The following is a 21,249-nucleotide window of genomic DNA, read 5'->3' as shown; positions in this document are numbered from 1 at the left end:
TGAGGCGACGAGGTGAAGGACCGATGATCGATCATGTCTCCATCGCCGTCAGCAATCTCGAACGCGCCGTGCCGTTCTACGAGCGCAGTTTCGCGCCGCTTGGCATGACCCGACTGGTGACACGTCCGGCGATGGTCGGGTTCGGCAAGACCTATCCTGAAGTCTGGATCAATCTGCGTGCTGGCATGGCACCGCTATTACCTGATAGCGGCGCGCATCTTTGCTTGCGCGTAAGGACTATGGATGAGGTTGATGCGTTTTATGTGGTTGCCATGGCCGCTGGCGGTGTGTCGGAAAGCGCGCCCTCGCTGCGGCCGCATGATCGCGTGCGCTACTATGCAGCTTTCATCGCCGATGCCGATGGCAATCGTATCGAGGTGGTGACGTTCCCGAAGGACGACGTCACCACGTCGTAGAAGGCGTCAGAGCCGCGTCGCGACGTCCGGGGCCAGCTTCTTGGCTTCGTCGGAGGCCAGGGCCGCAGCGGCGCGGAGCCGGGGCAGGATGTCTTCGGCCCGGTCGGCCGTCAGCACGTCCAGCGGCAGTGTCGGCCGGATGAAGGCCGTTGAGCGCATGTGTTTGAGCAGCTCGAGCAGCGGCTCCCAGAAATTATCGATATTGGCCATCAGGATCGGCTTCGAGTGCCGGCCGAGCTGCTGCCAGGTGAGCTGTTCGACCAGCTCTTCCAGCGTGCCGATACCGCCGGGCAGGGCGACGAAGGCGTCCGACCGCTCGAACATCAGCCGTTTGCGCTCATGCATGTCGTGGGTGACGATCAGTTCCTGGGCGCCCGTCAGCGCGTTCTCGCGCTTGGTCAGGAATTCCGGGATGATGCCGGTGACCCGGCCGCCATTGTCCAGCACCGACTTGGCCACCGCGCCCATCAGGCCGATGGAGCCGCCGCCATAGACCAAGCCGATGCCTTGCTCGGCCATGATCTTGCCGAGTGCAACAGCTGATTCGACGAAACGGGGATTGGTGCCAGGGCCGGAGCCGCAATAGACGCAGATCGTTTTAATTGTGCTCATGGAATCCATGTGGCACTGCGGGATAACAGCGTCAAGACACGGAATGAACGCGATACGGGAAATTCCTGCCCGGGACACCTCTCCGCAGGGAAAAGAATGCTCCGCAAGGGTGCGACGTTCCGGCAAAGCGCCTATATGCATTCTAATGAAATTGCCCTCCATTTTGAGGCGGCCTCGGGCCGCCGTTTCGTTCCTTCCAGGCGCCGTGCATGTCTAATTCCCATCCCGCGCTGAACGACGAAACATCTCCCAATCCGGCCTATATTGAGCGCGGCACCCTGTTCGGGACGCTTGCGCATCTGTGGCCCTATATCTGGCCGGGCGACCGCGACGACCTGAAGATGCGGGTCGTCTGGTCGATGTTGCTGCTGCTGGTCGCCAAGGCGGCCACGCTGACGGTGCCGTTCACCTTCAAATGGGCGATCGATGCGCTGACCGGCGCCGATACGGCTCCCGTCCAGTCCTCGAACTGGACGCTGTGGCTGATCGCATCACCCGTCGCCATGACCGTCAGCTACGGTGCAATCCGCGTGCTCATGGCGATCTTCACGCAATGGCGCGACGGCATCTTTGCCAAGGTGGCGATGCACGCAGTGCGAAAGCTGGCCTATCTCACTTTCGTTCATATGCACGAATTGTCGCTGCGCTTTCATCTGGAGCGCAAGACCGGCGGTCTGACGCGCGTGCTCGAACGCGGCCGCGCCGGCATCGAAGTCATCGTGCGCATGGTCATCCTGCAGCTGGTCCCGACCATCATCGAACTGTTGCTGGTGATGGGTGTGCTGCTCTGGCAGTTCGACTGGCGTTACGTGCTGGTCGTGGCGATCACCGTGGTCGTCTACATGTACTATACGTACCTGGCGACCGAGTGGCGCATTGCCATCCGCCGCAACATGAACGAGTCCGATACCGAGGCGAATACCAAGGCGATCGACTCGCTGTTGAACTACGAGACGGTGAAATATTTCAGCGCTGAGACGCGCGAAGCCGAACGCTATGACAAGACGGTCGAGCGTTTCGAGCGCGCCAGCGTCAAGACCTATACGTCTCTGGCTGTGCTCAATACCGGGCAGGCGATCATCTTCACGCTCGGTCTGACATCGACGATGCTGATGTGCGCGGTCGGCGTGCGCAACGGCACCCACACGGTGGGCGATTTCGTCATGATCAACGCCATGATGATCCAGCTCTACCAGCCGCTGAATTTCATGGGCATGGTGTATCGCGAGATCAAGCAGGCGATCATCGACATCGAGAAGATGTTCGGCGTCCTCAATCGCAATCCGGAAGTGAAGGATATCGCCGGTGCCAGGCCGCTGCTGGTGACCTCGGGCGCGGTGCGCTTCGACGATGTGCGCTTTGCCTATGATCCGGAGCGGCCGATCCTGAAGGGACTCTCCTTCGAGGTCCCGGCCGGCAAGACCGTTGCCATTGTCGGTCCGTCGGGGGCCGGCAAGTCCACTATCTCGCGGCTGCTGTTCCGGCTGTACGACGTGTCCGGCGGCACGATCTCCATCGACGGCCAGAACATTCGCAATGTCACGCAGGCTTCGCTGCGCCAGTCTATCGGCATGGTTCCTCAGGACACCGTGCTGTTCAACGACACCATTCGCTACAACATCCGCTATGGCCGCTGGGATGCGACTGACGCGGAAGTCGAGGAGGCCGCCCGCATGGCCCAGATCGACCCGTTCATCCGCATGTCACCGAAGGGCTACGAGACCGAAGTGGGCGAACGCGGCCTGAAGCTTTCTGGCGGCGAGAAGCAGCGCGTGGCCATTGCGCGCACCGTGCTGAAGGGCCCGCCGATCCTGTTGCTCGACGAGGCGACGTCGGCGCTCGACAGCCATACCGAGCAGGAGATCCAGGACGCGCTGGAGAAGGTCTCGCAGGGCCGCACCTCGCTGGTGATTGCGCATCGGCTGTCGACGATTGTCGGCGCCGACGAGATCATTGTGCTCGATCAGGGCCGCATCGCCGAGCGGGGCGCCCATAGCCAGTTGCTGGCTGCGGGCGGTCTCTATGCCAGCATGTGGAACCGGCAGCGCGAGGCCCAGGAGGCTCGTGAGCGGCTGGCCCAGATCGGCGACGATGCCATCGCCCCCAATCGCACCCCGCCGCCGGTCGATGACGACCGGCTGATGACGCCTGACGCGGCGGAATAATCTCTGCTAAAGCAGGGCCAGATTCTGCCCGAACCCAGGTTTTAAGCACCCATGTCCATCGCAAATTCCATCCGTGGCCAGATCCCGCCGATCCACAAGGAAGGCTATCCGTTCATCGGCGCTTTTGCGCTGGCGAGCCTGGTGCTGTTCTGGATCTGGACGCCGCTGGGCTGGATCGGCACGATCCTGACTGTCTGGTGTGCGCTGTTCTTCCGCGATCCGGTTCGCGTGACACCAACCCGTGAGGGCGTCGTGGTGTCGCCGGCCGACGGCAAGGTGTCGATGGTGCAGCCGGTGCTGCCGCCGGCTGAACTGGGCCTCGGCGACCAGCCGCTGCTGCGCATCTCGGTGTTCATGAGCGTCTTCAACGTCCACGTAAACCGGAGCCCGGTGGCTGGCCGGATCGAGCGCATCGCGTATCGACCGGGCAAGTTCATCAATGCCGAGCTGGACAAGGCCAGCGAGGACAATGAGCGCAATTCGCTGGTCATTTCGACTCCCGGTGGCCGGATCGGCGTGGTGCAGATCGCCGGCCTGGTGGCGCGCCGGATCGTGTCCTTCGTGCGCGAGGGCCAGACCCTGACCGCCGGCGAGCGCTTCGGCCTGATCCGCTTCGGCTCCCGGCTGGATATCTACCTGCCGGAGGGCAGCAAGGCGCTGGTGGCCGTGGGGCAGACCGCGATTGCCGGCGAGACCGTGCTGGCCGATTTCCGGATTGGCGACGGTGGCCGGACCTACCGCGTTGATTGACCCAGCGGATTGATCAACCCCAGGGGTGACTAACCCCAGGGGTAATTAACCCCGTTGTGGTGCCGCTTTGGGCGGCCGGACGGCACAATGGCGGAGCAGGGCGGGATTTGCTAAGGTCAGCTTATGCAAATGCCAGACGATAGCCCATCGCCCGAGACGCGCCGCCGCCGGTTCCGGACCATTCCGATCCGGATGCTGGTGCCGAACATGATCACGCTGCTGGCGATCTGCGCCGGCCTGACGGCGATCCGCCTGTCCACCGAAGGGCGGATGGAACTCGCGGTTGCGGCCATCGTGTTCGCCGCCATACTCGACGGTGTCGACGGCCGTGTCGCCCGCATGATCAAGGGCCAGTCCAAGTTCGGCGCGGAACTCGATAGTCTGGCCGACTTCGTCAATTTCGGCGTGGCGCCTGGCCTGATCCTGTATTTCTGGCAGCTCCACGATCTCAGCAATGCCGGCTGGATCGCCGCGATGGTGTTCGCCATCGCCGGCAGCCTGCGGCTGGCGCGGTTCAACGCCACCATGGACGATCCGGACAAGCCGGCCTTTGCCGCCAACTTCTTCACCGGCATGCCGGCGCCGCTGGGCGCTCTCGCCGTGATGCTGCCGATCTATCTCGGCTTCCTGGGCATGCCGATGCCGCCGGCCATCCTGACGACCCTCTACACGCTGCTGATCGGCTTCCTGATGGTGTCGCGCCTGCCGGTGTTCTCCGGCAAGGCCGTGAACATGCGGGTGCCGCGCGAGATGGTATTGCCAGTGTTCGTCGGCGTCGTGCTCTTCATTGCGCTGCTGATCGGGTACCCTTGGCACATCCTGTCGGCGCTCTCGATCATCTATCTGCTGAGCCTGCCGCTCGGCTGGAAGTCGTATCGCGATCAGGAACGCGCGCTGGCCGCGCAGTCGGTGGTGCCCGTCGACCCGGTGACGCCGAATGCATCGACGCCCTATACGCCGGGTGCGCCGGAGATCGCGCCGGACGATCGGCCCACGCGCCTGAACTGATTGTCCGTCTCGCGGATAATTCATGCGGCTGCTTTCGATGACGAAAGCAGCCGCATTTCGTTTTGGGCGTGCTGTGAAGTCGGCTATATCCGGAGTCACTCAACACTGACGACGTCCCGCGAAGACGGGATGCGATAATCACGCACAGGAGAAACGCCGTGACGAATCCCGCGACCGGTCCGCTGCCCGCATCCGTTCTGGAAGCGCTGGGCCGTTACGACACGCCGACTATCTGCAATGCGATGGAGATCGTCGCACCCGAGCGCCGGCTGATCGGCTACACCACGCGTCCGCTGGTTTGTCCGTTTCCCAATCTCCCGCCTATCGTCGGCTATGCGCGCACCGCAACCATTCGCGCGACCATGGCCTCCGGCCTTCCTGCCGCAGAACAGAAGGCGCGGCGGCTCGCTTACTACGACTATGTCGGTACGGGCATCGGTCCACGCATCAGCGTGATCCAGGATATCGACGGGCCCAACACAGGCTATGGTGCGTTCTGGGGCGAGGTGAACAGCGCCGTGCACAAGGCGCTCGGTTGCCTGGGTGTGGTCACCGACGGTTCGATCCGCGACATCCCGCAATGGGCGCCGGACTTCCAGGCGCTCGCCGGCACGATCGGCCCGTCGCATGCGTATGTGCATGTGAGTGAGTTCGGTCAGGAAATACGCGTGGCTGGCATGAGTGTCCGTTCGGACGATCTGATCCATGCCGATCAGCACGGCGCGGTTGTGATCCCGCTCGATGTCGCCGCTAAACTGCCGGAAGCGGCAGAGCTGTGCGGACGGCGCGAGACACCCATTCTCGATATCGCGCGCAGTCCGTCATTCACGCTCGAGAAGCTGAAAGAGGCGATGGCGCGCTCGTCGGAAATACACTGAAATCCGGGGCTATTAAGACTAACGAGAAAGGTTAGATGCCGATCATACCGAACCAGCTCCGGTTGCTTGCGCGGCCGGAGAGCTTCGGGCTAACTGCCCGCTCGGCCGTTAAGACTGGCATTGGAGACGGTATTGCCTCAGACCAAGGATATGAAGAAAGCCTGGAATGAGCGCGCAAATCGTGACCCGTTCTTTTACGTCGAGACCGAGCTGTGGGATCACGATCCCGAAAAATTCTTCGCACTCGGTCGCGAACGCGCAACGCTGCTGATCGATCCCGTTCTCGCAAAATATGCTCTAGATCCCGTCGGCAAGACGGCGGTCGATATCGGCTGCGGCGTCGGACGTTTCACGCAGGCACTCGGCCGGCGTTTCACCAGGGCGGTCGGCATCGATGTGTCCGACGTCATGGTGGAGAAGGCGAAGGCGGCGGCCGCGGCATTCAGCAATCTCGACTTCGTGGCAGGGAATGGCGTCGTGTTTCCGTGTGCGTCCGAGACCGCGGACTTCGTATGGTCATATGAGGTCTTTCAGCACATGCCATCGCATGATGTCGTGAAGGCAAATCTGGTCGAGGTTGCCCGTATCCTGCGTCCATCCGCGCTCGGGCTCATTCACTTCAGAACGGCGCATGAGTATCCGACGATCCTCTGGCACATCGCCAAGTTCGTTCCGACGCCTGTCATCCAGAGGATCAAGGCGCTGCTCGGCAAGGATCCGTTGACCGCAGATACGTCGTGGCGGGGTGCAAAGCCGTTGCCGAAGAGCACGATCGCCGACTTCTGCGTGGCCGCCGGCCTCAAGCCGATCGAGTTTCTCGACGACCCGACCCACGCGCCGGAATCGCGTACTTTCGTGGTCGTCCGGCGCGCTGCCTGACTCCGCACGATCGTCCCAATCGACCTGCTGAACGAACTCTCCGTATCCGTTCCACGCACGCTCGCGCGTCATTAATCTATCATTAATGGGCGGTGAAGCGGTAACGCGTCCTTAATCGCAATATCGCTAAGGTGCCCTTGCGCGGCCTGATATCGAGGCGTGCCGCCGTCCAGGACGGGCGTCGTTCGATACGTGTATTGCGTCGGAGTTGACATGGATATCACAACACTCGTCGGTTTTGTCGCTGGCATCATCGTGCTGTGTACCCTGGTCCTCATGGGCGGCAGCTTCGGGATGTTCTACGATGTCCACGCTGTCATCATCATTTTCGGCGGTTCGTTCGCCGCGACGCTGATCCGCTTTCCACTCTCGTCTATCCTCCATGGCATTCCGCTCGGCGCCAAATTTGCATTCACGCTGAGCCGCCTGAACGCTCGTGATCTCGTTGACGAACTCGCCCGCATCGCGGAAATCGCGAGAAAGCAGGGCCCGGTCGGACTCGAGAAAGTCGAAACTGATGACGCGTTCCTCGCCAAGGGAATCCGCTTCGTTGCCGACGGCTACGACCTCGAATTCATCCGCGATAATCTCGAGCGCGACCGCGACAACTTCCTCATGCATCTCGATGAAGGCTCGAAGATCTATCGTGCCATCGGCGATTGCGCCCCGGCCTTCGGCATGATCGGCACGCTGCTGGGCATGGTGCAGATGTTCTCGAACATGTCCGATCCGTCCAAGCTCGGCCCGTTCATGGCGGTCGCGCTGCTGGCGACACTGTATGGCGCGATCGTCGGCAACCTGATCTGTCTGCCCATTGCCGACAAACTGCACGTCAAGGTGCTCGATGAGGAAACCAACCGCACGCTCATCATCGACGGCATCCTGATGATCCGCGACTCGAAGAGCCCGGCGCTGGTGCGCGAAATGCTGCTGGCCTATCTGCCCGAGAAGCACCGCCATGACGAAAGTGAGCCGGTCCCAGCGTAACGCACTGGAGGCAGGCTCGGAGCACGTCCGATGGCGAAGAAAAAACGCGGAGAAGCACACGGCGGCCATGGCTGGTTCGTGACCTTCGCCGACCTGATGGCGCTGCTGCTCAGCTATTTCGTCATGCTCGTGGCGTTCTCGAGCCCTGATGGCGCCAAGCTCAAGATCGTTGCCGGTTCGGTCCGCGAAGCATTCGGTGTGCAGTCTGATGCGCGTTATTCCGGCGTGATCGAGTCCGACGGTTTGCCGACGCGCGGCCAGACGAAGAACAAGGACCATGTGTCGCCGGACGATGCGTCGAACATCACCAGTCCGAGCGAGAAAGGTGGTCGTCCCGCCGGCGCCAAGCTGAAGATGGATCGCGAATTCGCGCTCGCTTCGGCATCACTGCGACAGGCGCTGCAGGACATGCCGGAGATCAACGAGATCTCCAAGAACATCATGTTCGAGGAAACCAAGCAGGGCCTCAATCTGGAAATCATCGATCAGAACGGCCGCTCGATGTTTGCTGACGGATCCAAGGTTCCTTATGAGCGCACACGTCTGCTGCTGCAGAAACTCGCCGGGCCGCTGAAGGCAACGCCGCTGCGCGTGGCGATCGTCGGTCACACTGCCGCGGGTTTCGTGCCGGCGCGCAGCGAATATGACGCATTCGATCTGTCGGCCGATCGCGCCAATGTCGTTCGGCAGATTCTGGAACGGGAAGGCCTGCCGTCGTCCCATATCTTCTCGGTGTCGGGCAAGGCAGACAGCCAGCCGCTGTTCCCCGATGATCCGACCATGGCCGCCAACCGGCGGGTGACCATTACGCTGATGCGGGAAGACCCGCCGCTGCCGCCAAACCTCAAGCCGTAAAACAGTCAATTCCTTTTTTCGCTGCTCCACCTCGATTTTGCCGCGTCCGGGATACGTGATCGGCGGCAGGATAGGCTAGTGTCCCGGTTGACTGGCATTGCCCGGCACGCCATAGCCGGGTCCGGATTGTCCAGAGGCGTCACGAGCAGAATGGCCGTTACGGAAACAACAGGCGAGGGACCGATCGAAGCTCCGGCTCATACCGGCTTCTGGTCGCTCACGGTCGGCAGTATCGGCGTCGTGTTCGGCGACATCGGAACGTCGCCGCTTTACGCGTTCCGCGAGGCGGTACACGGCGCGACGCATGGCGCGCCAGTGACGCCTGTCATCGTGCTCGGCGTGCTCTCGCTGATCCTGTGGGCGCTGTTCATCGTTGTCACCGCCAAATATGTGCTGTTCCTGCTGCGCGCCGACAACAATGGCGAGGGCGGAACGCTGTCGCTGATGGCGCTCGGCCAGCGTGCCTTGGGTCGGCGAAGCTTGCCGCTGATGGTGATGGGCGTGATCGGCGCCTCGATGTTTATCGGTGATTCCATGATCACCCCGGCGATCTCGGTGCTCTCGGCGGTGGAAGGCCTTAAACTCAAGGCACCCGCGCTCGAACCTTATGTCGTGCCGGTCACGGTCGCAATTCTCGTGGTGCTGTTCTCGGTGCAGCGGATTGGCACCGCAAAGGTGGCCTCTGCCTTCGGTCCGGTGATGATCGTCTGGTTTACGGCGCTCGCGCTGATGGGCGCCTCGCACATCTTCGATGATCCGACGGTGCTGAAAGCGATCAACCCATACTACGCCGTGCAGTTTATGCTGACCCACGGCACCATCGGTCTGGTGACCCTGGGCGCGGTCTTCCTCGCCGTGACCGGGGGCGAGGCGCTCTATGCGGATCTTGGCCATTTCGGCCGCAGGCCAATTCAGTACGGCTGGTTTTTCTTCGTACTGCCGGCGCTCTTGATCAATTATTTCGGGCAGGGCGCGCTCGTACTGTCGAACCCGGCTGCGATCGAAAATCCGTTCTATCGGATGGCACCGGAATCGATGCTGTTGCCGCTGATTGCACTGGCGACGGCTGCCACCGTGATTGCGAGCCAGGCGGTGATCACCGGCGCGTATTCGCTGGTGCGTCAGGCGGTGCAGCTTGGTCTGTTGCCCCGCTTCGAAGTGCGCTTCACCTCCGAGACCCATGCCGGCCAGATCTATTTGCCTCGGGTCAATCGTCTGCTGCTGATCGGCGTGCTGCTGCTGGTGCTGCTGTTCAAGTCGTCGAGCGGTCTTGCGTCTGCCTATGGCATCGCCGTCTCCACCACCATGGTCGCCGATGGCATTATGGGCTTCGTGGTGATCTGGAAGCTGTGGAACTGGAAAGCCGCGACCGCCGCAGCCCTCATCGCGCCGCTGGTGTTCGTCGATTTGACCTTCCTGAGCGCCAATCTCCTGAAGCTGCTGGAAGGCGCCTGGGTGCCGCTGCTGTTCGGTGTACTGATGGCCGGCGTGATCTGGACCTGGCGCCGTGGTGCTGCGATCCTCATCACCAAGACACGTCGCACCGAAGTGCCGCTTCGCGATCTCATCAAGAGCCTCGAAAAGCGTCCACCGCATGTCGTGAAGGGGACCGCGGTGTTTCTCACCAGCGATCCCGAATTCGTGCCGACGGCGCTGCTGCATAATCTGAAGCACAACAAGGTTTTGCACGAACACAATGTGATCCTGACTATCGAGACTGCGCAGACGCCGAAGGTCGATCTCGCTGAACGCGTTCGCATGGAGAACATCAGCGACAAGTTCTCGATGGTGAAGCTGCGTTTTGGCTTCATGGAATCGCCGAACGTGCCGAAGGCACTGGTCGTCGCGCGAAAACTCGGCTGGCAGTTCGACATCATGGCAACGTCGTTCTTCGTGTCGCGGCGTTCGCTGAAGCCGTCGGCGCAATCAGGGATGCCGCTATGGCAGGACCATCTGTTCATCGCGCTCAGCCGCTCGGCAAACGATGCCACCGACTATTTCCAGATTCCCACCGGACGTGTGGTGGAGGTCGGTACTCAGGTGACGATCTAAACACCTTTTGTTATGTCCGGTTCCCGGATTTGCGCTATAACGGGTGCGATCATCGGGGCCGGCAACGGCCTCGCTGCCCCGCTGTTCAGAGATCTGCGATTCAGAAGTCTTCGAGGCCGTTTCCATGACCATCGATAGCGCATCTCCCGCCGCGACGTCCCCGGCGGACCCTACCCATGGGCATTCGACGGCCAGCTTTGGCTCGCTCGTCATGGGCAGTATCGGGGTCGTCTATGGCGACATCGGCACCAGCCCGCTTTACGCACTCCGTGAGGCGCTGGTCGCGGCCGGGGGCCACAAGGCGCCAGGCGTGGACAATGAAGCGATCCTTGGCGTTCTGTCGCTGATCCTATGGGCCCTGATCATCGTGGTGACGCTCAAATATGTCGTGCTGCTGCTGCGCGCCGACAACAACGGCGAGGGCGGCCCGTTGGCCCTAATGGCGCTGGCCCAACGGGCGATCGGATCGAGCGGGACGGTGGTGGTGATGCTCGGCATCATTGCCGCGGCGCTGTTCTATGGCGATGCCGTGATCACGCCGGCGCTGTCCGTGCTCTCGGCCATCGAGGGCGTCAAGCTCGTCACCACCGCCTTCGATCCCTATGTTGTACCGATCACCATCGTGATCCTGGTGGCGCTTTTCGCCGTGCAATCGCGTGGCACCGCGAAGGTCGCGACGTTCTTCGGACCGATCATGTGCCTGTGGTTCATCGTGATCGCGGTAGCGGCCATTCCGCAGATCATGAAGCATCCTGAAGTGCTTGCGGCCCTTAATCCCGTGCATGCGATCTACTTCATGTTCCATCACGGCATCATCGCCTTCGTTACCTTGGGCGCAGTTTTTCTCGCTGTAACCGGTGCCGAAGCGCTCTATGCTGACTTGGGCCATTTCGGCAAGAAGCCGATCCAGCTGGCGTGGCTGTTTCTCGTGCTGCCGTCACTGGCCATCAACTATTTCGGACAGGCTGCGCTGGTGATGCGCGATCCCACCGCGCTGGAAAATCCGTTCTATCTCATGTTTCCCGACTGGGCGCTGATCCCCATGGTGATCCTCGCGGCGACTGCTACCGTGATCGCGAGCCAAGCAGTGATCACAGGCGCCTATTCGCTGACCCAGCAGGCAATTCAGCTTGGCCTGTTGCCACGTTTCGAAATCCGGCACACATCGGAGTCGCATTCCGGCCAGATCTACATTCCGCGCGTCAACATGCTGCTGTTCATCGCAGTGATCGTGCTTGTCGTGCTGTTCAAGTCGTCGAGCTCGCTGGCCTCGGCATATGGCATCTCTGTCACCGGCACCATGGTCGTCACTGCGATGATGGGCTTTGTGGTGATCTGGCGCGGCTGGAAGTGGTCGCCGATCGCGGCTGCAGCGCTGATTGTGCCATTTCTGGTGATCGACGTCACCTTCCTCACCGCGAACCTCCTGAAGGTGTTCGACGGCGGCTGGGTGCCGCTGGCGATGGGCGGCGTGATTATCCTGCTGATGTATACGTGGCGGCGCGGCAGCCGCCTGCTGTTCGAGAAGTCGCGCAAGCTGGAGTTTCCGCTGGCCGATCTCGTGGCCATGCTGGAGAAGCGTCCGCCGCAACGCGTCGCCGGAACAGCAGTGTTTCTCACCAGCGATCCCGACTCTGCGCCGACGGCGCTGATGCATAGTCTGAAACACTACAAAGTGCTTCACGAGAAGAACGTTATTCTCACCATCGAAACCGCACCGACGCCGCGCATCGATCCGAGCGAACGCGTGCGCATGGAAGAGATCAGCGCTACCTTCTCGAAAGTGACGCTGCGCTTCGGCTTCATGGAATCGCCGAATGTGCCTAAATCCCTGGCGATAGCGCGCAAGACCGGCTGGCAGTTCGACATCATGTCGACGTCGTTCTTCCTGTCACGGCGGGCGCTGAAGCCGGCCGCACATTCCGGCATGCCGCGCTGGCAGGACCATCTATTCATCGGGCTGAGCCGCACCGCCAATGATGCCACCGACTATTTCCAGATCCCCACAGGGCGCGTGGTCGAGGTGGGGACGCAAGTCACGATTTAGACCCCTGTAACGCTTGATTTTCGCCGCGGCAGAGGCGAGTTTGGCGCCCGAAAAATCGGGGTATCTCGGCCCCGTCGTATTCGCTCCGCACCGGGGCGCCAGGAGGTTGTAGTGGCAGGCGAAGCTCATACCGTTCACGATTTGACGCCCGAAGAAGTCTCCAAGGGGATCGCCGACGGCAAGTATCTGCTGGTTGATGTGCGCGAGCCCAACGAGGTCGCGGTCGAAGCCTATCCGGATGCTGTCGTCGTGCCGCTCTCGACCTTCGACAGCGCCGATCTGCCCGATCCCGCAGGTAAGCAGATCGTATTTGCCTGCCGCTCCGGCAAGCGCTCGGTGACTGCCTCGCTGGCCGCCCAGGCCGATGGATTTGCCTACGACAAGCATCTCGCCGGCGGGATGCTCGGCTGGAAAGCTGCGGGCCTGCCGAGCAAGGCTGGCTGATCACTCGATGAACAAGATCTTCTCCGAGCTGCCCGTCACGGTGTTCGAGGCGATGTCGCAGCTTGCGCGCGACCATAACGCCATCAATCTCGGGCAGGGCTTTCCCGATCATCCCGGTCCCGATGATATCCGTCAGGCGGCCGCGGACGCGACGCTGCACGGCTATAACCAGTATCCGTCGATGATGGGTATCCCGGAACTGCGTCAGGCAATCGCCACGCATTACCAGCACTGGCACAAGCTCACGCTCGATCCGATGACCGAGGTAATGGTGACCTCCGGCGGCACCGAGGCGCTGACCTCGTCGATCCTCGCGGTGGTCGAGCCCGGCGATGAAGTCGTGTGCTTCCAGCCGGTCTACGACTCTTATCTGCCGATCATCCGCCAGGCCGGCGGCATTCCGCGTCTGGTCAGCCTGAAGCCACCGCACTGGCGTCTCACGGAAGAAGATTTGCGCGCGGTCTTCAATCACAAGACCAAGGCTGTGCTGTTCAACAGCCCGCTCAACCCGGCGGCGGTGGTGTCGCCGCGCGAGGACCTCGAACTGCTGGCGAAGTTCTGCCAGGAATTCGATACGATCGCGATCTGCGATGAAGTGTGGGAACACGTGACCTTCGATGGGCACGATCATATCCCGCTGATCACCATTCCCGGCATGCGCGACCGCACCATCAAGGTCGGCTCGGCCGGCAAGATCTTTTCGCTGACCGGCTGGAAGATCGGCTTTGTCTGCGCCCCGCCGCATCTGCTGCGCGTCTGCGCCAAGGTGCATCAGTTCCTGACCTTCACGACCGCGCCGAACCTGCAGGTTGCGGTCGCCTATGGTCTCGGCAAGTCCGACGATTACTTCAAGCAGATGCGCGCCGATCTCGCGCGCAGTCGCGATCGTTTGGCGGCTGGTCTGGAGAGCATAGGCTTTCCCGTCATCAAGTCGCAGGGCACGTATTTCCTCACTGTCGATCTGTCGCCGCTCGGGTTGAACGAGACCGACGAGGAGTTTTGCCGACGTCTCGTCTACGACTACAAGGTCGCGGCGATTCCTGTCTCAGCGTTCTATGAGCAGGACAAGGTGACGTCGGTAGTGCGGTTCTGTTTTGCGAAGAATGACGCGACGCTCGATACCGCGCTGGAGCGTCTGCACGACGCCGTTCACCGCCGCTAGGGGAAGTTGATGCGCATGGGCAGCCACGGGCGCGCGTGGGTCGTCGGAATGGCACTGCTGTGGTCCTTGCCCGCACATGCGCAGGAACGCGTCGTTAATTTCTATAACTGGTCGAACTACATGGCGCCCGGTGTGCTGGAGGCGTTCACCAGGGAGACCGGCATCAAGGTCGTTTACGACACCTTCGATGCCAATGAGACGCTGGAGACGCGTCTGCTGGCCGGCAAATCCGGTTACGACGTGGTGGTGCCGACGGCTTATTTCCTGCAGCGCCAGATCACCGCAAAAGTGTTCCAGAAGCTGGACAAGGCGAAACTCCCGAACCTTGCCAATGCCTGGCCGGAAGTCACAAAACGCCTCGCGATCTACGACCCCGGCAATCAGTTTGCTGCGAACTATATGTGGGGCACCACCGGCATTGGCTACAACGTCAAGCAGGTCGCGAAGATTCTTGGACCCGACACGAAGATCGATAGCTGGGATATCATCTTCAAGCCGGAGAACCTCGCGAAGTTCAAGGATTGCGGAATCCACATGCTGGACTCCGCCGATGACATCCTGCCGGCGGCGCTGAATGCGCTGGGCCTCGATCCCAATTCCACCAAGCAGCCGGACCTCGAAAAGGCCGCCGATCTCGTCGGCAAGATCAGAGGCAATGTCCGCAAGTTTCACTCATCCGAGTATTTGAGTGCATTGGCGACTGGCGAGATCTGTCTCGTGGTCGGCTGGTCCGGCGACATCATCCAGGCGCGTGCGCGGGCGGATGAAGCGAAGAACGGCGTCGAGATCGGCTATGCGGTGCCGAAAGAGGGTGCCCAGATGTTCTTCGACAATCTGGCGATCCCAGCCGATGCGAAGAACGTCGTTGAGGCCTATGAGCTGATCAACTATCTCTACCGGCCGGATGTTGCAGCGAAGAACTCGGATTTCCTTGGTTACGCCAACGGCAATCTCGCCAGCCAGAAGCTGGTCGATCCGAAAATCCTGAACGACAAGACGATCTACCCGGATGACGCGATGCTGCAGAAACTCTTCGTCATCACCGCACGTGATCCTGCCACGCAGCGCGTGATCAACCGGCTCTGGACAAAGGTGAAGACGGGGCGCTGAGCGCTACCGCCACCTGCGGTGCAGCCACAGCCACTGCTCGGGATATTCCCGGATCCAGCCTTCCAGCACCGACGTCACCGCCTGCATGGTGCCCTGAACGTCGACCTTGCCGTTGGGATCGCGCACCGGTTTCACCTCTTCGGAGACCTCGATCCGGAAACGATGATGGGGCAGGCGGATGATACGAACGCCATGGATCGGGCAATCCACCTGGCGCAGCAGCCGCGCCAGCATCGGATTGGCATTGGTCTTGCGACCGAAGAAATCCACCGGAACGCCATTGGTGAACCATTGATCCACCAGCATGGCGACGTGCTTGCCCTCATTCAGTGCATGCGCGAGCTTGAGCGGCGCGTCATGGCTGGCCGGAATGAGGTTACCCATATTGATCGCGCGCGTCTGATGGATGGCGCGGTCAGCAGCGGCACTGTTCGGCCGGCGGTACAACACGGCTGCGTCGAGGCCGTGAGCAACGGCTGCAAGTGCTGGAATTTCCCAATTGCCGAGATGGCTCGCGAAAATCAGCGCCGGCCTGCCGTCATCGCGCAGCTGATCGAAAATTTCCGCCGTCCGCGCCGAGAATTCGACATTGCTGGGCTTGGTCGGATGTGCCGGGTCGTAATCCCAGATCTGGTCGAGATGCGCGAACTCCGCACCGACGCGGCCCATATTGTCCCAGACACCGGCGAGAATCTTCTCGATCTCTTCCGGTGACTTCTCGGGGAAGGCAGCTGTGAGATTGGCGCGACCGATCTTGTCTTCGCGAAACAGCGGCCCGATGCGCTGCGTGATCTTGCCGAACCGGTTGGCGGTCTTGACCGGATCGAAATAGCGCGTGGTGCGCAAGATGGCGATCGTCAGCGCACCGACGGCGGCGTCGCCTGCTGGCTTCAGGGCATCGCGAATGCGGGCCTTGGTGCGAAGCAGCAGGCGGAGCATCAGAAGTGAACGATGATCTTGCCGAACACCTGGCGGGTTTCCATCCGCTTCAGTGCGGTCTCGACGTCGCTGATCGGTACTTCGGTATCGATCACCGGCAGCATGCCGTCGGCCATCTTGTCGAGGCTCTCACTGATGTTCTTCATGGTGGCGCCGAACGAACCGAAGATGCGGTACTGCTGCTGGAACAGCTGCATCAGGTTGATGGTGGTTGTGGGACCCGAGGTCGAGCCGCAGGTGACCAGGCGGCCGCCGCGCTTCATGACCAGCAGCGAACCGTTGAAGGTGTCAGCGCCGACGTGTTCGAACACGACATCGACGCCCTTCTTCTTGGTGATCTTGCGGGTCTCGCCTTCGAAGCGATCCTTGCGATAGTTGATGACGTGGTCGGCGCCGAGCGCCTTGACGCCTTCGATCTTGCTGTCGTCGCCCACGGTGGTGATGACGGTGCAGCCAATCTTCTTCGCCATCTTGATCGCGACGGTACCGATGCCAGAGCCGCCAGCGTGAACGAGAATGGTCTCGCCCGGCTGCAGCTTGGCATTGTCGAACAGCATGTGCTGGACGGTCGAGAACGCGATCGGCGCACACGCGGCATCGCGGAAGCTGATGCCGTCAGGGACGGGGATCACGAGCCGTGCCGGCATGTTCATCAGTTCGCGTGAGAAGCCATCGATGTGGAAGCCATAGAGGCCGCCGACATTCTCACAGAAATTGTCGCGGCCTTCCTGACAGGCCTTGCAATGACCGCAGGTCAGTGCGCCATACATCACGACCTTCTGGCCGGGCTTCAGGTTGGTAACGCCTTCGCCAACGGCAGCGATTTCGCCCGAAGCTTCTGCGCCAATCGACAGCGGCAGCTTGCGCTTGGCGAAGGCCATGCCGCGGAAGCCCCAGACGTCGATATGGTTCAGGCCGACAGCCTTGACGCGGATTTGTACTTCGCCGGCAGCGGGCGGCGGGGGCGGCGGCACGTCGACGACGACGAGCTCACGATCAGCAACAAGATTGAGCGCACGCATGAACCGCGTCTCCGGCAAGAAAGGTTGATTTCGGATGCCTGCGTATCGCCGGTTCACGCCATGACGTCAACCGGAGAGGGGGCCGCCCAGAGGCCAGAGAGCCCTAAACGGGCTCGCCGGTGAGGATCAGCGAGGCATTCTGGCCGCCAAAGCCGAAGGAATTCGACATCACGGCGGTCACACGTGCATCCCGGGCGGTATTGGGAACCACGTCGAACGGAATGGCTGGATCGGGCACATCGTAATTGATGGTCGGGGGAATCCGCTGATGCGCCAGCGTTAGCAGCGAGAACACTGCTTCGACGGCGCCCGCGGCGGAGAGAGTATGGCCGACCATGGACTTGTTCGACGAGACCGGGATCTCCTTTGCGCGCTCGCCGAATACGCTGGAGATGCCGAGATACTCCATCTTGTCGTTTTCCGGCGTGCCGGTGCCGTGGGCGTTGATGTAGTCGATCTGGTCCGACGTCAGGCCGGCATCCACCAGCGCGTTGTTCACGCAGCCGATGATGGGCTTGCCGTCCGGGCTGGAGCGGGTGCGGTGGAAGGAATCCGCGAGTTCGCCGCAGCCGGCGACGATGCCAAGGATCTTCGCGCCACGCGCAGTGGCGGCTTCCAGGCTTTCCAGCACTAGCGCGCCAGCGCCTTCGGCCATCACGAAACCATCGCGGTTCTTGGCGAATGGACGGACGGCCTTCTCAGGCGGATCGTTATGGGTTGAGAGCGCCGAGAGCAGGGAGAAGCGAATGAGTGCTTCCGGGTTTACCGAACCGTCGGTGGCGACGCACAGCGCCGCATCGGCTTCGCCGCGGCGGATCGCTTCGACGCCGAGCTGGATCGCAGTCGCGCCAGAGGCGCAGGCGGTCGACAGCGAGATCGGCGAGCCCTTGGTGCCGAAGGTGTCGGCGAGATGATCGGCGACAGAGCCGAACAGGAAGCGGCGATGATACTGAACGAACTGGCCGCCGCCGGCGACGCGGAGCAGCGTGTCGTAATTGATGTCGCTATTGGCGCCCGCAGCCTTTGCGATGAGCTGACGCTGCGGCCACTCGACCTCAACAGGAGCAACGGCGAGGAACAGCGGGCCAGGGAAGTCGCCCTTGCTGCCGATATTGGCCTGCGCAATCGCTTCCTCGGTGACCATCTCGCCGAGTTTCTCGGAGAGATCAGTGGAGGAGAACGGCTCGACCGGCACGAAATCGATCGTGCCTGCCATCGTGGTCTTCATGCCGTCGACGGGAAAGCGCGTGATGGTGCGGATGCCGGATTCGCCGGCGGTGAGCTTTGCCCAATTATCTTCCTTGCCGGCACCAAGCGATGTCGCAACACCCATGCCGGTGACGACAACAATCGGTCGGCCGAATTTATCGCGCGTTGCAGTCATATTATCTCCGTCGGCCGCGTCGACCGCTCAACTAATGGCTTCAACCAGCGCCATGCCTTCGCCGCGCCAATGGCCGGCGCCGATCACGACAATCTGGGTGGGCTTGCCGGACTTTTCAATCTCAAGGCCGGTTGAATCGTTCGGCGGAAACATCGCACCGCGCGAGATCGCTAGCGCCGCAAGGCCGAGGCCGAGCGGGAATTGGGTTTCAAGCGTATGACCGAAGAGGGTACCGGTGCCGCGAATGGCGACGTCGGCATGATCCTTCAGGAAGGCGCGCTCCTCGGATGTCACTGGCTCCGCACCAGTCGCGCCGGTGATGATCGCTGCGTCGTTCTTTGCGCCGAGCTGCGACCACAGCTTCTGCAGGACCGTCGTGACTTCGCCGGGCGTCTTGCGACGCGCGTGATCGGCAACGACGCTCTTCAACCGTGCGAGAGGCTTGGCGCCGCGGGCTTCAGCATGCGCCTTCGACTCGATTACGAGGAATGCGCCGGCAGAGCCGAGTGCAAAGCCCGAATTGTTTTCGCGCGCCCAGACAGTCTCGAACTTGTTCTTCAGATTGAAATCGTCGAATTCGTACAGCAGCAGAAGATCCTTGCGCTCGCCATTATGTGCGGCGCCGATCAGTGCGATGTCGCTCTGGCCTGAGGCGATGCGTGCCAACGCGATACGTGCGGCGTCGACTCCAGCAGCTTCCTCGCCCATGAAGGTCCGCGATGAGCCGGTGACGCCGTGGACGATGGCGATGTTGCCAGCAAGCAGGTTCGAGAGCTGCGCCAGAAATAGCGTTGGCCTGAGGTCGTTGAGCAGCTTTTCGTTGAGCAGACCCGGTGTCGCGGCGCCGTAACCGTCCGAGTTCAGGATGCCGGAATCGACGGCCAGATCGCGCTCACCACCACCGGCGGCGACGATCATGTCCATCTTCGACAGGATGTCTTTGTTGCCTTTGACGCCAGCGGAATCGAGCGCGAGGCCGGCGGCATAGGTGCCGATCCGCTGCCAGGCTTCCATCTGCCGTTGATCGCCCTTCTTGGGAATCTGCGCATCATAGGAAACGGGGGCGAGGGGATGCACGATATTCGGTGCAAAGCCGGTTTCATCAACATTGATGCGCTTGTTGTTCAGCGCATCCCAGTGCGCGTCGGGGCCTTCGCCCAATGACGTCGCGAGGCCTATGCCGGTGATCCACGCTTCCACCGGCTCGGATGTCATCGGTCGGGTTTCAGCCATTGGTGATTGCCTGTAGGGGGAATCCGATACGCTCGGCCACAACGTCCATGTGCCCGCGCAGATCCGGATGGGGGAACGGGACGGTCTTGAAAGTGAGCTGCGCGTTGCAGGTCAGCTTGCCGTCGACCTTGATCTTGACCGTGGTCATGAAGAATCCGTCGCCTTCGTGCAGCACGCTGGCGTTGATGTCCAGCTTCGTACCTGGCGTGATGAAGGTGCGCATCTTGGCTTCCTTCACCGCGGCGAGGAACGGCATGCGCTCGAATTTCATCAGCGCGATCAACAGCCAGCCTGAGGTCTGCGCCATCGACTCGATCAGCAGCACGCCGGGCATCAGCGGGTAGCCCGGGAAGTGGCCCTCGAAGATGGTGCTCTTTTCAGGGACGTTCGCTTCGACCGTGATCGTCCGTTCGCCGACATTAAGGTCGGTGATGCGGTCGATCAGGTGAAAATATTCGAGGTTCATGGCGGGGCGTTACGCGCCCTTGGCCGCGACCAATTCGTCGATGCGCGCGCTGAGGTTCTTCAGGACGAAATACTGCTCGGTGGTCGCCTTGCCGTCGTTGACCTCCTGGGTCCACTTTTCCAGCGGCAGCTTGATCCCGAACGCCTTGTCGATCGCAAAAGCGATATCCAGGAAGTCGAGGCTGTCGATCCCCAGATCGTCGATGGCGTGGCTTTCCGGCGTGATCGTGTCGCGGGGAATGTCGCAAGTCTCGGCGATGATTGTAGCGACCTGATCGAATGTGGAGGACATTACTAAGCCTTTGATATATTGAAGATAATTTTCGATCGGCGCGCGCAAACACAGGGCTTCGCCCCGGGTAGTCCCGGTCCGCCGTATAGAGTCGATTGCCCGTATATCGGAGCGGGGGCGGCAGTTCAATGCAGTTGAGCGCCTGCTCACCAGCCGCTGTGGGCTGTGGAAGGGGGGTATGGCGCGCCTCAGCCGTGCGGCGCAACAATGTGGGCGCAGTCGCGGCGGCCCATCAACACGCAATCCTGGGTTTTCCGGAGATCGGCGATGCTGACCGCGAGCCAGATTCCGACACCCACCAGGATCACCGTAAAGCCGAAGGCTGCGCTATTGGCCAGCATCCGGTGGCGGAAGTCGTCCGTATCGTCCTGTGTCTGTTGATACCGGGACAGGTCGCTCGCGCCGGTGGTTTGGCGGCGGCGGGGGGCGTCGGCGGGAGAGGTGGGATGGTATGGCAGCGTATCCGAGGTGCGCGGCACGAAACGAAGCACGCGGTGCTCGTCATCCTCCCTGATAATCGGCTGCTGGGTCTTCATGGTCGTGGGTCTG

At 61.6% G+C, this 21,249-nt stretch carries 21 protein-coding genes; 13 read left to right on the top strand and 8 right to left on the bottom strand.

Annotated elements, in window-relative coordinates; translation table 11 throughout:
* The first annotated feature begins 23 nt into the window (after positions 1 to 23).
* A complete protein-coding gene (locus tag CIW50_RS08455) occupies positions 24 to 416 on the top strand; it encodes a VOC family protein (protein ID WP_149530818.1) in 393 nt (130 codons plus the stop codon).
* Between the two features lie 6 nt (positions 417 to 422).
* On the opposite strand, the gene CIW50_RS08450 is transcribed toward CIW50_RS08455, so the two are convergent.
* Positions 423 to 1,028, bottom strand: coding sequence for an LOG family protein (locus CIW50_RS08450; RefSeq protein ID WP_149530817.1), 606 nt, complete (start codon positions 1,026 to 1,028; stop codon positions 423 to 425).
* A gap of 209 nt (positions 1,029 to 1,237) precedes the next feature.
* Here CIW50_RS08450 and CIW50_RS08445 point away from each other — a divergent pair, with 209 nt between their 5' ends.
* The 12 genes from CIW50_RS08445 to CIW50_RS08390 all read left to right on the top strand — a co-directional run bounded on the left by CIW50_RS08445 (position 1,238) and on the right by CIW50_RS08390 (position 15,365).
* The gene (locus CIW50_RS08445) at positions 1,238 to 3,193 is read left to right on the top strand and encodes an ABCB family ABC transporter ATP-binding protein/permease (RefSeq protein ID WP_149530816.1); all 1,956 of its coding nucleotides are present in this window, start codon (positions 1,238 to 1,240) and stop codon (positions 3,191 to 3,193) included.
* 51 nt (positions 3,194 to 3,244) lie between these two features.
* A complete protein-coding gene (locus CIW50_RS08440; protein ID WP_149530815.1) occupies positions 3,245 to 3,943 on the top strand; it encodes a phosphatidylserine decarboxylase in 699 nt (232 codons plus the stop codon).
* A gap of 129 nt (positions 3,944 to 4,072) precedes the next feature.
* Positions 4,073 to 4,951, top strand: coding sequence for a CDP-diacylglycerol--serine O-phosphatidyltransferase (pssA, locus tag CIW50_RS08435; RefSeq protein WP_149530814.1), 879 nt, complete (start codon positions 4,073 to 4,075; stop codon positions 4,949 to 4,951).
* A gap of 158 nt (positions 4,952 to 5,109) precedes the next feature.
* Positions 5,110 to 5,829: an RraA family protein gene (locus CIW50_RS08430; RefSeq protein WP_149530813.1), complete on the top strand. Its 720-nt coding sequence runs from the start codon at positions 5,110 to 5,112 to the stop codon at positions 5,827 to 5,829.
* A 132-nt stretch (positions 5,830 to 5,961) separates the two neighbouring features.
* Positions 5,962 to 6,708, top strand: coding sequence for a class I SAM-dependent methyltransferase (locus CIW50_RS08425; RefSeq protein ID WP_149530812.1), 747 nt, complete (start codon positions 5,962 to 5,964; stop codon positions 6,706 to 6,708).
* A 213-nt stretch (positions 6,709 to 6,921) separates the two neighbouring features.
* Positions 6,922 to 7,695, top strand: coding sequence for a motility protein A (locus CIW50_RS08420; protein ID WP_149530811.1), 774 nt, complete (start codon positions 6,922 to 6,924; stop codon positions 7,693 to 7,695).
* 30 nt (positions 7,696 to 7,725) lie between these two features.
* On the top strand, positions 7,726 to 8,550 hold the full coding sequence (locus CIW50_RS08415) for an OmpA/MotB family protein (protein ID WP_068730582.1): 825 nt from the start codon (positions 7,726 to 7,728) through the stop codon (positions 8,548 to 8,550).
* Positions 8,551 to 8,700: 150 nt separating this feature from the next.
* A complete protein-coding gene (locus CIW50_RS08410; protein ID WP_149530810.1) occupies positions 8,701 to 10,602 on the top strand; it encodes a potassium transporter Kup in 1,902 nt (633 codons plus the stop codon).
* A 124-nt stretch (positions 10,603 to 10,726) separates the two neighbouring features.
* Positions 10,727 to 12,649: a potassium transporter Kup gene (locus CIW50_RS08405; RefSeq protein WP_149530809.1), complete on the top strand. Its 1,923-nt coding sequence runs from the start codon at positions 10,727 to 10,729 to the stop codon at positions 12,647 to 12,649.
* Positions 12,650 to 12,760: 111 nt separating this feature from the next.
* Positions 12,761 to 13,093: a rhodanese-like domain-containing protein gene (locus CIW50_RS08400; RefSeq protein ID WP_149530808.1), complete on the top strand. Its 333-nt coding sequence runs from the start codon at positions 12,761 to 12,763 to the stop codon at positions 13,091 to 13,093.
* Between the two features lie 7 nt (positions 13,094 to 13,100).
* The gene (locus tag CIW50_RS08395; protein ID WP_149530807.1) at positions 13,101 to 14,255 is read left to right on the top strand and encodes an aminotransferase; all 1,155 of its coding nucleotides are present in this window, start codon (positions 13,101 to 13,103) and stop codon (positions 14,253 to 14,255) included.
* A 15-nt stretch (positions 14,256 to 14,270) separates the two neighbouring features.
* Complete coding sequence (locus CIW50_RS08390; protein WP_149531558.1) at positions 14,271 to 15,365, top strand: polyamine ABC transporter substrate-binding protein; 1,095 nt, start codon at positions 14,271 to 14,273, stop codon at positions 15,363 to 15,365.
* A 3-nt stretch (positions 15,366 to 15,368) separates the two neighbouring features.
* On the opposite strand, the gene CIW50_RS08385 is transcribed toward CIW50_RS08390, so the two are convergent.
* From CIW50_RS08385 to CIW50_RS08355, 7 genes are all read right to left on the bottom strand, one after another.
* On the bottom strand, positions 15,369 to 16,304 hold the full coding sequence (locus CIW50_RS08385) for a lipid A biosynthesis lauroyl acyltransferase (RefSeq protein WP_149530806.1): 936 nt from the start codon (positions 16,302 to 16,304) through the stop codon (positions 15,369 to 15,371).
* On the bottom strand, positions 16,304 to 17,326 hold the full coding sequence (locus CIW50_RS08380) for a zinc-binding dehydrogenase (RefSeq protein ID WP_149530805.1): 1,023 nt from the start codon (positions 17,324 to 17,326) through the stop codon (positions 16,304 to 16,306). The genes CIW50_RS08385 and CIW50_RS08380 overlap by 1 nt, the downstream gene beginning before the upstream one ends.
* 103 nt (positions 17,327 to 17,429) lie before the next feature.
* Complete coding sequence (locus CIW50_RS08375) at positions 17,430 to 18,710, bottom strand: beta-ketoacyl-ACP synthase (protein ID WP_149530804.1); 1,281 nt, start codon at positions 18,708 to 18,710, stop codon at positions 17,430 to 17,432.
* Positions 18,711 to 18,737: 27 nt separating this feature from the next.
* Positions 18,738 to 19,943 carry a beta-ketoacyl-ACP synthase gene (locus CIW50_RS08370; RefSeq protein WP_149530803.1) on the bottom strand — a complete coding sequence of 402 codons (1,206 nt, stop codon included), beginning with the start codon at positions 19,941 to 19,943 and terminating at the stop codon, positions 18,738 to 18,740.
* The gene (locus CIW50_RS08365) at positions 19,936 to 20,409 is read right to left on the bottom strand and encodes a 3-hydroxyacyl-ACP dehydratase FabZ family protein (protein ID WP_116660339.1); all 474 of its coding nucleotides are present in this window, start codon (positions 20,407 to 20,409) and stop codon (positions 19,936 to 19,938) included. Before CIW50_RS08365 ends, CIW50_RS08370 begins: the two co-directional genes overlap by 8 nt.
* Before the next feature lie 9 nt (positions 20,410 to 20,418).
* Positions 20,419 to 20,700, bottom strand: a complete 282-nt coding sequence (locus tag CIW50_RS08360) for an acyl carrier protein (RefSeq protein WP_002711294.1) — start codon at positions 20,698 to 20,700, stop codon at positions 20,419 to 20,421.
* 188 nt (positions 20,701 to 20,888) lie between these two features.
* Positions 20,889 to 21,236, bottom strand: coding sequence for a hypothetical protein (locus CIW50_RS08355; protein ID WP_149530802.1), 348 nt, complete (start codon positions 21,234 to 21,236; stop codon positions 20,889 to 20,891).
* Between the last annotated feature and the right edge of the window lie 13 nt (positions 21,237 to 21,249).

Origin of the sequence: Tardiphaga sp. P9-11 (genome assembly GCF_008329525.1) — a bacterium.
In the GTDB taxonomy this organism is placed as follows: domain Bacteria; phylum Pseudomonadota; class Alphaproteobacteria; order Rhizobiales; family Xanthobacteraceae; genus Tardiphaga.
This window is presented reverse-complemented; position numbering and strand designations above follow the sequence as displayed.

What these genes read in the sequence shown, in the direction of transcription:
- CIW50_RS08455 (WP_149530818.1), top strand. Translation starts at nt 24, where the DNA reads ATGATCGATCATGTCTCCATCGCCGTCAGCAATCTCGAACGCGCCGTG.
- CIW50_RS08450 (WP_149530817.1), bottom strand. Translation starts at nt 1,028, where the DNA reads ATGAGCACAATTAAAACGATCTGCGTCTATTGCGGCTCCGGCCCTGGC.
- CIW50_RS08445 (WP_149530816.1), top strand. Translation starts at nt 1,238, where the DNA reads ATGTCTAATTCCCATCCCGCGCTGAACGACGAAACATCTCCCAATCCG.
- CIW50_RS08440 (WP_149530815.1), top strand. Translation starts at nt 3,245, where the DNA reads ATGTCCATCGCAAATTCCATCCGTGGCCAGATCCCGCCGATCCACAAG.
- pssA (WP_149530814.1), top strand. Translation starts at nt 4,073, where the DNA reads ATGCCAGACGATAGCCCATCGCCCGAGACGCGCCGCCGCCGGTTCCGG.
- CIW50_RS08420 (WP_149530811.1), top strand. Translation starts at nt 6,922, where the DNA reads ATGGATATCACAACACTCGTCGGTTTTGTCGCTGGCATCATCGTGCTG.
- CIW50_RS08415 (WP_068730582.1), top strand. Translation starts at nt 7,726, where the DNA reads ATGGCGAAGAAAAAACGCGGAGAAGCACACGGCGGCCATGGCTGGTTC.
- CIW50_RS08410 (WP_149530810.1), top strand. Translation starts at nt 8,701, where the DNA reads ATGGCCGTTACGGAAACAACAGGCGAGGGACCGATCGAAGCTCCGGCT.
- CIW50_RS08405 (WP_149530809.1), top strand. Translation starts at nt 10,727, where the DNA reads ATGACCATCGATAGCGCATCTCCCGCCGCGACGTCCCCGGCGGACCCT.
- CIW50_RS08395 (WP_149530807.1), top strand. Translation starts at nt 13,101, where the DNA reads ATGAACAAGATCTTCTCCGAGCTGCCCGTCACGGTGTTCGAGGCGATG.
- CIW50_RS08390 (WP_149531558.1), top strand. Translation starts at nt 14,271, where the DNA reads ATGGGCAGCCACGGGCGCGCGTGGGTCGTCGGAATGGCACTGCTGTGG.
- CIW50_RS08385 (WP_149530806.1), bottom strand. Translation starts at nt 16,304, where the DNA reads ATGCTCCGCCTGCTGCTTCGCACCAAGGCCCGCATTCGCGATGCCCTG.
- CIW50_RS08380 (WP_149530805.1), bottom strand. Translation starts at nt 17,326, where the DNA reads ATGCGTGCGCTCAATCTTGTTGCTGATCGTGAGCTCGTCGTCGTCGAC.
- CIW50_RS08375 (WP_149530804.1), bottom strand. Translation starts at nt 18,710, where the DNA reads ATGACTGCAACGCGCGATAAATTCGGCCGACCGATTGTTGTCGTCACC.
- CIW50_RS08370 (WP_149530803.1), bottom strand. Translation starts at nt 19,943, where the DNA reads ATGGCTGAAACCCGACCGATGACATCCGAGCCGGTGGAAGCGTGGATC.
- CIW50_RS08365 (WP_116660339.1), bottom strand. Translation starts at nt 20,409, where the DNA reads ATGAACCTCGAATATTTTCACCTGATCGACCGCATCACCGACCTTAAT.
- CIW50_RS08360 (WP_002711294.1), bottom strand. Translation starts at nt 20,700, where the DNA reads ATGTCCTCCACATTCGATCAGGTCGCTACAATCATCGCCGAGACTTGC.
- CIW50_RS08355 (WP_149530802.1), bottom strand. Translation starts at nt 21,236, where the DNA reads ATGAAGACCCAGCAGCCGATTATCAGGGAGGATGACGAGCACCGCGTG.